The sequence below is a fragment of the Streptomyces sp. LUP30 genome (assembly GCF_001746365.1).
Classification (GTDB): Bacteria; Actinomycetota; Actinomycetes; order Streptomycetales; family Streptomycetaceae; genus Streptomyces.
The window spans coordinates 135,669-148,306 of the sequence record NZ_MJAJ01000009.1 but is presented as its reverse complement, the minus strand read 5'-3'; the positions used below and the strand labels follow the sequence as shown (position 1 = coordinate 148,306).

General features: G+C 72.3%; 7 protein-coding genes. 6 read left to right on the top strand and 1 reads right to left on the bottom strand.

Annotated features, from left to right (window positions below; all coding sequences use genetic code 11):
- Window positions 1-103: 103 nt before the first annotated feature.
- A complete protein-coding gene (locus tag BG482_RS11050; protein ID WP_370745771.1) occupies window positions 104-2,245 on the top strand; it encodes a SpoIIE family protein phosphatase in 2,142 nt (713 codons plus the stop codon).
- Between the two features lie 76 nt (window positions 2,246-2,321).
- Here BG482_RS11050 and BG482_RS11045 read toward each other — a convergent pair whose 3' ends face one another.
- A complete protein-coding gene (locus tag BG482_RS11045; RefSeq protein ID WP_079141736.1) occupies window positions 2,322-3,845 on the bottom strand; it encodes a S1 family peptidase in 1,524 nt (507 codons plus the stop codon).
- 807 nt (window positions 3,846-4,652) lie between these two features.
- Here BG482_RS11045 and BG482_RS11040 point away from each other — a divergent pair.
- The 5 genes from BG482_RS11040 (at window position 4,653) to BG482_RS11020 (ending at window position 12,542) form a co-directional block, all read left to right on the top strand.
- Window positions 4,653-4,868 (top strand): hypothetical protein, encoded by a 216-nt coding sequence (locus BG482_RS11040; protein ID WP_062643340.1) that lies wholly within the window; start codon window positions 4,653-4,655, stop codon window positions 4,866-4,868.
- 87 nt (window positions 4,869-4,955) lie between these two features.
- A complete protein-coding gene (locus BG482_RS11035; protein ID WP_069768768.1) occupies window positions 4,956-5,762 on the top strand; it encodes an HlyD family efflux transporter periplasmic adaptor subunit in 807 nt (268 codons plus the stop codon).
- Window positions 5,759-7,981 carry an NHLP family bacteriocin export ABC transporter peptidase/permease/ATPase subunit gene (locus tag BG482_RS11030; protein WP_069768767.1) on the top strand — a complete coding sequence of 741 codons (2,223 nt, stop codon included), beginning with the start codon at window positions 5,759-5,761 and terminating at the stop codon, window positions 7,979-7,981. The genes BG482_RS11035 and BG482_RS11030 overlap by 4 nt, the downstream gene beginning before the upstream one ends.
- Before the next feature lies 1 nt (window position 7,982).
- A complete protein-coding gene (locus tag BG482_RS11025; RefSeq protein WP_069768766.1) occupies window positions 7,983-10,835 on the top strand; it encodes an NHLP bacteriocin export ABC transporter permease/ATPase subunit in 2,853 nt (950 codons plus the stop codon).
- Between the two features lie 204 nt (window positions 10,836-11,039).
- Window positions 11,040-12,542: an MFS transporter gene (locus tag BG482_RS11020; RefSeq protein ID WP_069768765.1), complete on the top strand. Its 1,503-nt coding sequence runs from the start codon at window positions 11,040-11,042 to the stop codon at window positions 12,540-12,542.
- The last annotated feature ends 96 nt before the right edge of the window (window positions 12,543-12,638 follow it).

Here is a 12,638-nt window from a genome sequence, read left to right as displayed (position 1 = left end):
CGAGACGGCATTCGGCGGGCGCGCCGCTCGCCGTGCGCGTCGCGGCGTGAGGGGGCAGATTTGAGGCCTGACCCGCGCGGCGCCGGGCGAGGAGGTGGTCGCCGTGCCCGAGCAGACGTCCGGCCAGGCGCCGGCTTCGGCATGGGCCCCGGTGGGCCGGCCGCTGCTCTCGCTGGCGCTGACGTCGATGATGGACGCCGTCGGAGCGCACTCCGGCGCGGTCTACCTGCGTCCGGGCGACGAGCCGGTGCTGGAGATGGCGGTGATGGCGGGCCTGCCCCGGTCCTTCGCCGCGCCCTGGGAGCGGGTCGGGCTGAGCGCGCCCATTCCGGTGGCCGAGGCGGCGCGCGAGCGGCGACTGGTGTGGGTGGGCGGACAGGAGGACATGGCCCGGCGCTATCCGCGGATCGCCGTCGTGCTGCCGTATCCGTTCGCGCTGGCCGCGCTGCCGGTGGCCACCGGGTCCCGGGTGTACGGCGCCGTCTTCCTCACCTGGCCGGGCTCCCACCCCCCGGAGCTGTCCGACCGCGAGCGCCACGAGCTGACGTCGGCCTGTGAGCGGCTGGCGCTGCGGCTGGAGCGCGCGGCGGCCCGCAACCGTGCGGTGCTCGCCGAGTCGGATCTGCTGGAAGCGGGGCCGCTGGGCGGTGTCTCGGACACGCTGGGCTCGCTGGAGGCGGCCCGGATGGTGGCCCGGCTGCCGTACGGGATGTGCTCGCTGGATCTGAGCGGGCGGGTGGGCTTCGCCAACGCCGCCGCGTCCGACCTGCTCGGCGTCCCGGTGAGCGGGCTGCTCGGCTCCCAGCTGTGGGCGAGCGTGCCGTGGCTCAACGACCCGATCTACGAGGAGCGTTACCGGGCCGCGCTGATCAGTCAGAACGCCACCTCGTTCGTGGCGCTGCGGCCGCCCTCCGAGTGGCTGTCGTTCCGGCTGTACCCGAGCACCACCGGGATCAGTGTCCGGATCAGCCGGGCCCGGGCCGTGTCGGAGATGCGGCCCGCCGGCCCCAAGCCGGGGGATGCGCCCACCCGGCTCGTGTCGATGTCGCAGGCGCTGAGCATGGCGGGGGCGCTCACCGAGACGGTGAGCGTGCAGGACGTGGTGGGGCTGGTCGCGGACGAGATCGCGCCGGCGGTGGGCAGCCAGGCCCTGGCATTGCTCGGCGCGCAGGCCGGCCGGCTGCACGTGCTCGGCCACCACGGGTATCCCGACCCGCACGCCGTGGAACGGTTCGACGGGATGCCGCTCACCGCCCCGACCCCGGGCGCGCACGCCGTGGCCCACGGGGTCCCGGCGTTCTTCGACTCCCGGGAACAGCTGGAACGCCTGTATCCGGCGCGGCACACCTCCCCGGACGGCTTCGCCGCCTGGGCCTACCTGCCGTTGATCGCCTCCGGCCGCCCGGTGGGCGCCTGTGTGCTGGCCTACGCCGCACCGCGCCGGTTCTCCACGCACGAACGCGCGGTGCTGGCCAGCCTGGCGGGGCTGATCGCCCAGGCCCTGGACCGGGCCCTGCTGTACGACGTCAAGCACCAGCTCGCCCACGGCCTGCAGGCGGCGCTGCTGCCGCCCTCACTGCCGTCGCTGGCCGGCCTGGAGGCGACCGCCCGCTATCTGCCCGCCACCCGGGGCATGGAGATCGGGGGCGACTTCTACGACCTGGTGCCCTCGCCCCCGCTCGCCGCGGCGGTGATCGGGGACGTACAGGGGCACAACGTGACCGCGGCCGGGCTGATGGGGCAGATCCGCACCGCCGTGCGCGCGTACACGACGGTCGGGCAGGAACCCGGAGAGGTCATGCGCAGCACCAACCGGCTGCTGATCGATCTCGGCTCCGAGCTGCTCGCCAGCTGTCTGTACCTGCGTCTGGATCCGGCCCGCGGACGGGCGGTCATGGCCCGGGCCGGGCATCCCCCGCCGCTGCTGCGGCGGCCGGACGGCCGGGTACGGGTCCTGGACCTCGCGGGCGGCCCGCTGCTGGGCATCGACGACTCGGCGACCTATCCGACCACGGAGGTCGAGCTGAGCCCCGGGTGCGTCCTCGCCCTCTACACGGACGGGCTCATCGAGACACCGGGGGTCGACATCGAGGACGCGGTAGCGGACCTGGGACGGCGGCTCGGCGCGGCCGGGGACCGCCCGCTGGAGGAGCTGGCCGACGAGCTGGTGGGGCACTACGCGGCGGCTGAGGAACGGATCGACGACGTGGCGCTGCTGTTGCTGCGGCCGCAGGAGGACCGGTGAGGGCCGGGCGGTCGGGCGCTCACGCGAACGGTCCGGCCCCCCGCCGGAGGGGCCGGACCGTTCACATGACGTCGTGTCAGTGCGACTGCGTCACACCCGAGCCGTCCTGCTGACCGTTGCCGGCCTGGTTGTCACCATTGCCGGCCTGGTTGCCGCCGTTGCCCGCCTGGTTGCCGCCGTCGGCGGCCTGGTTGCCGCCGTTGCCGGTCTCGTTCACGCCGCCGTCGGCGTTGCCGTCGCCCGCCGCGCCGCCGCCCTGGATGGCCTCGCCGGTCTGGTCGTCGATGCCGTCGCCGTTCTCGTCCACGGCACCGCCGTTGCCCGCCGCGCCGCCGCCCTGGATCGGCTCACCGGTCTGGTCGTCGATGCCGTCGCCGTTCTCGTCCACGGCACCGCCGTTGCCGGCCGCGCCGCCCGCGTTGCCCGCCGCGCCGCCCGCGTTGCCCGCGGCGCCGGCGCCTCCGGCGTTGCCTGCGCCTGCGTCGCCGAGGGTCGCGCCGACGGCCGCCAGCGCGGTGGTCACCGGCTGGAAGAAGGTCTCGCCGCCCGCGGTGCAGTCGCCGCTGCCGCCCGAGGTCAGGCCGACGGCCTGGCCGTCCTGGGTGAAGAGCGAGCCGCCGCTGTCACCGGGCTCGGCGCAGACGTCCGTCTGGATGAGGCCCGTGACGGTGCCCTCGGGGTAGTTGACCGTGGCGTCGAGACCGAGGACCTGGCCGTCGTGGAGACCCGTGGTGCTGCCCATCCGGAAGACCTGCGTGCCGACCGTGGCGTCGGCGGCCTGGCTGATCGCGACGGTCTGCTGACCGGTGTTGACCTCGCTCGGCGCCTGGGTGTTCGGGTCGTCGTACTTCACAAGTGCGAAGTCGCCGTTGCCGGGGAAGGTCGCCTGGTCGACCGTGGCGATCGGCTGGCCGTTCTGGGAGTCCGACCACTGCTTGGCCGCGACCCCGCAGTGACCGGCCGTCAGGAAGGCCGCGGAACCGTCGCCCGCCTTCACGTTGAAGCCGAGGGAGCAGCGTGCTCCGCCGCCGAATATCGCGTCTCCGCCGGAGACGAGGGGCTTGAGGGCGCCGGATGACTTCCGGATCGTCGCCATGCCGGAGCCGAGGCTCTTCACGGTCGACTCGATCCTGTTCCACTTGCCGCCGGTGACGGTCTTGTCGGCGGTGACGAGGATCCTGTTCGTCTTCGGGTCGACGGCCCAGGAGGTGCCCGGGATGGTCGCCTTGGTCTTCAGCGTCTGTGCGGCCGCCTTGAGTTCGGCCGTGCTGTTGTCCACTTCACGGACCTTGGCGCCCGCCCTCTTCGCCTGCTCGAGGACGCCGTTCCGGTCCCCGGAGACGTCCGCCACGTTGACGACCAACTGCTTGGCGGCGGCGTCGTAGTAGGAGCCGGCGAAGGAGTCGCCGAGCATCTTCTGCAACTGTGAGGCGAGGTCCGAGGCGTTGCCCGCCTTCAGGGTCTTCACCGAGGCGGTGTTGCCCGAACCGCCGTCCTGAGAGGCGTTGGCCTGGGGAAGCAGGATGGCCGCCGCTCCGAGCGCTGCCACACCGCCAGCCGCGATGATGGCCTTGCGCTTCGTAACTCGCTTGTGACTCAAAAAACTCGACCTCCTGGGGGACGGGGTCTGGCTGCCGGGGGTTCGGCAGCTCCGTACAGCGGCGCCTGGTTGGCCATGAGTACGCAGCCGATGCGCGGCGCGTTCAATCGCGTTTGCCAACTTCCTTTGCGCAACGCTGAATCGGACATGACCCGCGGCCGACCGGATCGAGCGGGGAGCGGCCCCCACGCGCCGGCGACAGGCGGCGAGGGCGGCGAGATTCCGCCCGGGAAGGGACGACGAGGCGGAGCGTCCGACTCCGCCCCGGCGCGCGCCGAGCGGTTCCGATGTCCTGTTCCGAGCGGTGGCCGCTCCTGCGCGGAGCGGGCGACCGCGCGCCGGAGCCGCACCCGGCACGCTTCGTGTCCGGACCGGCACACTGTGTCGACGATCGGGAGCGGAATCCCTGCTTCAGGGAATCTGCACATCGAATGCTCAACCAGGTCACCGCGAGCGGGGGTTCTGCACAACTCGGCGGCGGCCGACATGCCATAGGGGCAGGAGTGTCCGATTCGCCGCGAGAAAGCCCCGCGCTCATCCGAGCGAATCCGGTCAGAGGTGTGAAGAAGTCGCCGACAAGGCGTGGGCGCACCTGCACGGTTTCCCGCTTCTGTGACGCAAGTGCCCAGGTGAGAGGCGGGATTGATTGGAAGCGTCGGCCGTGGACCTGCTTTGATCCAACGCATCGCAGGGCCGCAGCGGCCTCCCCGAAACGGGAAGCCCGGGGCCCCGCGGTCGCGGCCGTCATCTGTCCCCAGAGGGGGCCGCTCCCCCTTATGAGATATCCATGTGAAGGGAAGTTCCCCCATGAACTCCACCCCCCAGGTTGAGACCGTCGAGATCTCCGACGCCGAGCTGGACAACGTCTCCGGCGGTCTGTCCCTGAACGCCGTCGGCACCGTCACCGGCCTGGTGGACGGCGTTGCCCCGGTCTCCGGCCTGGTCAACACGGTCGTCGGCACGGTCGAGGGTGTCACCGGCCTGAACACGGCCCCGGTCACCAACCTGGTCGCCGGTCTCTGATCGCGCCCTGTGTGACCCCTGCGAGTCCCGGAGCCCTCACCCGGCTCCGGGGCTCGTCGGCGTCCTGACCCTTCCGGGGGAAGTCCCGTGCAGTTCCGTCAACAGGCCCTCGCCAAGCTACAGTCACCGGAGGAACTCGACCTGCCGGTGCGTTTCGCGCGCCCTCAGGGCTGGCTGGTGCTGGTCGTCACCGTGGTCGTCGTCGTGGCCGCGTCCGTGTGGGCGGTGACCGGCTCGGTCGCCTCCACCGTGAGCGCGCCCGCCGTCCTCACCCATGGCGAGGGCAGCTACATCCTGCAGAGCCCGGTGGCCGGCCAGGTCACCGCGGTGCTCGCGCAGGAGGGTCGCCGACTGCCCGCCGGCGCCCCCGTGCTGAAGGTGCGCACGGCCGACGGCGACACCGTGGTGCGGACGGTCGCCGCCGGCCGTGTCACCGCGCTCGCCGCCACCATCGGGCAGATCATCTCCACCGGCGCGAACGTCGCCGCCGTGGAGAAGGTCGCCGACGCCGACGACCCGCTGTACGCGACGGTGTACGTGCCCGCGCGGAACGCGGCCTCCGTGCCGGTCGGCGCGCCCGTCGACCTCACCGTGCAGACCGTGCCCTCCCAGGAGTTCGGCGTGCTGCGCGGCCATGTGAAGTCGGTGGACCGCAACGTCCAGTCCGCGCGGCAGATCTCCGCCTTCCTCGGCGACAGCCAGCTGGGCGAGCAGTTCACCGACGACGGCCGCCCGGTGGCGGTGCTGGTGCGCCTGGACAGGTCCACCGCGACGAAGAGCGGCTACCGGTGGTCGTCGACGGAGGGCCCGCCGTACGCCCTCGCCTCCATGACCATGGCCACGGGATCGATCCGGCTGGCCGACCAGCGTCCCGTCGACTGGCTGCTGCCGTGAGCACCGATGAGCAGACCCGCGGCCGGCGCCGGGCCGCGCCGCCCCGGCGCACGGTCCCCAAGTCCTCGGCGAAGACGGTCCGTACGCCCACCGTGCTCCAGATGGAGGCCGTGGAGTGCGGGGCGGCCTCGCTCGCCATGGTCCTCGGTCACTACGGGCGGCACGTCCCGCTGGAGGAGCTGCGCATCGCGTGCGGCGTCTCCCGTGACGGCTCGCGCGCCAGCAACCTGCTCAAGGCGGCCCGCAGTTACGGCATGACGGCCAAGGGCATGCAGATGGACCTGGCGGCCCTCGCCCAGGTGAAGTCCCCGGCGATCCTCTTCTGGGAGTTCAACCACTACGTCGTCTACGAGGGCCTCGGCCGGCGCTTCGGCCGCCGGGGCGTGTTCGTCAACGACCCCGGCAAGGGCCGGCGGTTCGTGCCGATGGAGGACTTCGACGGCAGCTTCACCGGGGTCGTGCTGGTCCTGGAGCCGGGTGAGGGGTTCGAGCGGGGCGGACGCAAGCCGGGCGTGCTGGGCGCGATGCCGGCCCGGCTGCGCGGGACCGCCGGCACGATGCCGGCGGCCGTGCTGGCGAGCCTGCTGCTGGTGCTGGTGGGCGCGGCGGTGCCGGCGCTCAGCCGGACCTACATCGACATGTTCCTGATCGGCGGTCAGACCTCGCTGCTGACGGTGCTGTTCGCGTCGATGGGCGCCTGCGTGGCACTCACGGTCGCCCTCACCTGGCTCCAGCAGGCCAATCTGCACCACGGCCGGATCATCTCCTCGACCCTGTCCAGCGCCCGCTTCCTGCGCCATCTGCTGCGGCTGCCGGTGACCTTCTTCTCCCAGCGCAGTCCGGCCGACCTCGTCCAACGCCTGCAGTCGAACGACGCGGTCGCCGAGACGCTGGCCCGCGACCTCGCCTCGGCGGGCGTGGACGCGGTCGTCGTCGTCCTCTACGCGGTCCTCCTGTACACGTACGACCCGCAGCTGACCTACGTCGGCATCGGGGTGGCGCTGCTCAACGTCGTCGCCATGCGCATCGTCATCCGCATGCGGGCGACGCGGACGGCGAAGCTGCGCGCCGACAACGCACGGCTGACCAACACGGCCTACACCGGGCTGCAGTTGATCGAGACGATGAAGGCGACCGGCGGCGAGGACGGCTACTTCCGCAAGTGGGCCGGGCAGCACGCCACGACGCTGGAGGAGCAGCAGCGCCTCGGGGCGCCGAGCGCCTGGCTGGGCGTGGTCGCGCCGACCCTCGCCACGCTCAACAGCGCGCTGATCCTGTGGATCGGCGGCATGCGGGCGATCGAGGGCCACATCTCGGTGGGCCTGCTGGTCGCCTTCCAGGCCCTGGTCACCCGCTTCACCGCCCCGCTGACCCGGCTGAACGGCGTCGCGGGCCGGATCCAGGACTTCGCGGCGGACGTGGCCCGGCTGAAGGACGTGGAGAACTTCCGCTCCGACCCGCTGTACGACCGCCGCACGGGCGCCGACTCCACCCGGCGGCTGCGGGGCCACGTCGAGTTGGAGAACATCGCCTTCGGCTACAGCCCGCTGGACAAGCCCCTGCTGACCGGCTTCGACCTGACCGTGGGGCCGGGGCAGCAGGTGGCGCTGGTCGGCGGCTCCGGCAGCGGCAAGTCGACCGTGTCCCGGCTGATCTCGGGTCTGTACACGCCCTGGGAGGGCGTGATCCGCATCGACGGGCAGCGTCTGGAGGACATTCCGCGCGGGGCGCTGGCCTCCTCCGTCTCCTTCGTCGACCAGGAGGTGTTCCTCTTCGAGGGCACGGTCCGCGACAACGTGGCGCTGTGGGACCCGTCGATCCCCGACGAGGCCGTCCTCGACGCGCTGCGCGACGCGGCGCTCCTCGACGTCGTCCTGCGCCGGCCCGGCGGCGTCCACAGCAGGGTCGAGCAGGACGGCCGCAACTTCTCCGGCGGGCAGCGCCAGCGCCTGGAGATCGCGCGGGCGCTGGTGCGCCGGCCCAGCGTCCTGGTGCTGGACGAGGTGACCAGCGCGCTGGACGCGGAGACCGAGCAGACGGTGATGGACAACCTGCGCCGGCGCGGCTGCGCGTGCGTGGTGATCGCCCACCGGCTCAGCACGGTGCGCGACAGCGACGAGATCGTCGTGCTCCAGCACGGCACGGTCGTGGAGCGCGGTCGGCACGAGGAACTGGTGGCGCGCGGCGGTGCGTACGCGGCCCTGGTCAGGGAGCGATGAGATGACAGCCGTAGCCGGGGACGACGTCGTTCTCACCGCAATGGGACAGCTGGGGTCGCGGATCGACTGCGCCGGCTTCAGCCGCCTGGACCTGGAGGGTCCGCAGGTGCTGTGGGTGGTCGCGTCGGGCGCGCTCGACCTCTTCGCGGTGGACGCCGGGCACCAGGGCCACTGGCATCATCTGGGCCGTCTGGAGGCCGGGTCCCTGCTGCTGGGCCCGGTGGCCGGACCCCAGCACACCCTGGTCGCCCGTCCGTCGCGCGACTGCGTGGTGCACCGGGTCGGGCTGCGCGAGCTGTACCAGCCCGCGAGCACCCAGACCTGGTCCTACGACGAGTACGGCAACCCCCAGTACGTGCCGCCGACGTCGAGCCCGCTGGAGTACGCGCTCGCCCTCGGCGTGGGCCGCGGCCTGTCGATCCTGTTCCAGGCCCCGATGGCCGTCGAGGGGGCCGCCGAGGACGGCGGCGCCCCGGCGCGCGTGCACGCGGACACGGGGGACGACGACGAGGTGTTCTGGATGCAGGTGCCGCCCGGCAGCGTGCAGTACGGCTCGCTGTACGGCGCGGAGGCGGCCGCGGACCTGCTGATGGACCCTGCCGTGTGGCAGTCGATGGTCGACCAGCAGTACCGGCTGCTGACCGCGCTGGACCGCTGGATCGAACAGCTGGAACGCAGCCATGAGACGCGGACGGCCGCCGGGATCAAGGCGGGTGAGGCGGTCCGCGCCCAGGCCGACCGGACGCTCCTGGCGTCGATCGGCAGGAAGCCGGACCGGAGCACGACGTCCGCGGACGCCGACGCCACCTTCGCCGCCTGCCGGCTGGTCGCCCGGGCCGCCGGGATCACCCTGACCGAGCCGTCCCGGACGGGCGCCGACGGCGACCGGCTCGACCCGGTCGAGCGGGTCGCGCTGGCCTCCCGGGTGCGCGCCCGGGCCGTCCGCCTCGACGGTCGCTGGTGGCGGGACGACGTGGGTCCGCTGGTCGGGCACCGGGCACTGTCCGGGGCTCCGGTCGCGCTGCTGTGGCGACGCGGGGGCTATGTCGCCGTCCATCCCGCCACCGGCCGGGAGACTCCGGTCGAGAAGGCCAACGCGGAGGAGTTCGAGCCGCGGGCCGTCATGTTCTACCGGCCGCTGCCGGAGCAGAGCCCCGGCCCGCTCGGCCTGCTGCGGTTCAGCATGCGAGGCACCGGCTCGGACCTGACGAACCTGCTGCTCAGCGGGTTGGTGACGGTGGCGATCGGGGCGCTGGTGCCGATCGCCACCGGCAAGGTGCTCGGCGAGTACGTGCCGAGGGCCCAGCAGGAGCTGATCGTGCAGGTGTGCCTGGCCGTGATGGTCAGCAGTGTGGTGGCGGCGGCGTTCATGCTGCTGCAGAACCTGACCATCCTGCGCATGGAGGGCCGGATCGAGGCGACGCTCCAGCCAGCCGTGTGGGACCGGCTGCTCAGGCTGCCGACGAAGTTCTTCGCCGAGCGTTCCACGGGCGAGCTGGCGAGCGCCGCCATGGGCATCAGCGCGATCCGGCGGCTGCTGGCGGGGCTCGGTCCGTCGGTGGCGCAGTCCGTCACCGTCGGCGCCATGAACCTGGGGCTGCTGCTCTGGTACAGCGTGCCGATGGCGCTGGCGGCGATCGGGATGCTCACCGTCATCGCCGCCGTGTTCCTGGGGCTCGGGCTGTGGCAGGTGCGCTGGCAGCGGCGGCTGGTGGTGCTCTCCAACAAGCTCAACAACCAGGCGTTCCAGACACTGCGCGGCTTGCCGAAGCTGCGGGTGGCGGCGGCCGAGAACTACGCGTACGCGGCCTGGGCGGGCCAGTTCGCGCGCAGCCGTGAGCTGCAGCAGCGGCTCGGCCGGATCAAGAACCTCAACACGGTGCTGGGCGCGGTGTATCTGCCGTTCTGCTCGCTGCTGATGTTCATGCTGCTGGCCGGTCCGGCCCGCGGCGCGCTGTCCGCTGCGGACTTCCTCACCTTCAACACGTCGATGACGATGCTGCTCACCTCGGTGACCTCGCTGACCGGCGCGTTCGTGTCGGCGGTGGCCGCGCTGCCGCTCTTCGAGGAGATCCGGCCGGTGCTGGAGGCGACGCCCGAGGTCCGCACGTCCAATACCCGCCCGGGCCGGCTGACCGGTGCGCTCGAGGCCCGCCGGCTGTCGTTCCGTTACTCCGACGACGGTCCCCTGGTCCTCGACGACGTCTCCTTCGAGGTGCGGCCGGGCGAGTTCGTGGCGATCGTCGGCCCGAGCGGCTGCGGCAAGTCGACGCTGCTGCGGCTTCTCATCGGCTTCGACAAGCCGGTCTCCGGCAGCGTCCTGTACGACGGCCAGGACCTGGCCGCGCTCGACCAGTCGGCGGTGCGCCGCCAGTGCGGGGTGGTGCTCCAGCACGCCCAGCCCTTCACCGGCTCCCTGCTGGACGTGATCTGCGGCACCGAGGCCTACACGCCCGAGGAGGCGATGGCGGCGGCCGAGATGGCGGGTCTCGCGGAGGACATCACACGCATGCCGATGGGGCTGCACACGATCGTCTCGGGCAGCGGGTCGGTCTCGGGCGGCCAGCGCCAGCGGCTGATGATCGCCCAGGCGCTGATCCGCCGGCCGCGGATCCTGTTCTTCGACGAGGCCACCAGCGCCCTGGACAACGAGACGCAGCGCACGGTCATCGAGAGCACCCGCAAGCTCAACGCGACGCGCGTGGTCATCGCGCACCGCCTGTCGACGGTGCTGGACGCCGACCGGGTGATCGTGATGGAGAACGGCAAGGTCGCCCAGCAGGGCCCGCCCGCCCAGCTCCTCGCGGACACCGGCGGCCGGCTGCACGAGCTGGTGCGGCGCCAGCTGGCCTGAGGGCGCCCGGTCCGTTCCGGGCCGCTCCCGGCCCCCGCGATCCCCCGCGCCCGCCCTGCGCCCCCTCCCCCACCGCCCCGGCCCGGTCCGCGCCGGGACGCGCTAACGAAACTTTGCCGTTTCGCTGAAACTGGTCTAGCCTCCATGTGTACGAAACAGTTTCGTTTACGTGTTCTTTGCCCTTCGTTCCTGGAGTGGTTCCCCATGTCCTCGAAGACCTTGACGGACGGCACCCGCACGGGCGCCGAACAGGAGGCGTCCGCAGCATCCACCAGGAAGTGGTGGATCCTCGCGGTCGTCGCCCTCGCCCAGCTGATGGTGGTGCTGGACGCCACCATCGTGAACATCGCCCTGCCCTCCGCCCAGGCCGACCTCGGCTTCTCCGACGGCAACCGGCAGTGGATCGTCACCGCGTACGCACTGGCCTTCGCCTCCCTGCTGCTGCTCGGCGGCCGGATAGCCGACCTCTTCGGCCGCAAGACGGCCTTCCTGATCGGTGTCGTCGGCTTCGCCGCCGTCTCCGCGCTCGGCGGCGCGGCCACCGACTTCGAGATGCTGGTCACCGCCCGCGCGCTCCAGGGCGCCTTCGGCGCGCTCCTCGCACCGGCCGCCCTCTCCCTGCTCAACACCACGTTCACCGACGCCAAGGAGCGGGCCAGGGCGTTCAGCGTCTACGGCGCCATCGCCGGCGCCGGAGGCGCGGTGGGCCTGCTCCTCGGCGGCGTCCTGACGGACGCGCTCGACTGGCGCTGGACGCTCTACGTGAACGTGGCCATCGCCGTCGTCGCCTTCGCGGGCGGCTGGATCCTGCTCTCCAACCACCGCGACGCCGAGAACTCCAAGCTGGACGTGCCCGGCACCGTCCTGGTCGCCTCCGGACTGTTCGCCCTGGTCTACGGCTTCTCCAACGCCGAGACGCACGACTGGGGTTCGCCGCTGACCTGGGGCTTCCTGATCGCCGGCGGACTGCTGCTCGCGGCCTTCTCCTGGTGGCAGACGCGGGCCGCGCACCCCCTGCTGCCGCTGCGCATCCTCTTCGACCGCAATCGCGCCGCCTCCTTCCTCGCCGTGCTGATCTCCGGCGCCGGCATGTTCGGCGTGTTCCTCTTCCTCACCTACTACCTCCAGCTCAACCTCGGCTTCAGCCCGACGAAGACGGGCGTCGCCTTCCTGCCGATGGTCGGCGCGCTCATGGTGGCGGCCCAGCTCGGCACGACGGTCCTGGTGCCGCGCCTGGGCCCGAAGGCGGTCATCCCGCTGGGCTTCGCCATCGCCGCGGTCGGCATGGCCTGGCTGACCGGCATCGGCGTCGGCTCGCACTACCTGAGCGCGGTGCTGCCGCAGCTGATCGTCACCGGCCTCGGTCTCGGGCTGGTCATGCCGCCCGCCATGCAGCTGGCCACCGGCGGAGTGGCCGCCGAGGACGCGGGCGTGGCCTCCGCCACCGTCAACGCCATGCAGCAGGTGGGCGGTTCGATCGGCACGGCGCTGCTCAACACCCTCGCAGCGAGCGCCGCGACCGACTACCTGGCCGGCAAGGACCCGACGAACAAGCTGGTCCAGGCGCACGCCACCATCGAGAGCTACACCACCGCCTTCTGGTGGTCGGCCGTCTTCTTCGCGGCCGGCGCGGTCATCGCGTTCCTGCTCTTCCGCCGCGGTGTCCCCGAGCAGGACGCGGACGCGGCCCCGGTGATCCACATGTGACGGGTCGTCGGATCGAGAGCCGCACCGGGAACAGGGGCCGCCGTCCACCAGGGACGGCGGCCCCGCCGCGTCGCACCCCGGTCGCGCGCGGAGTGG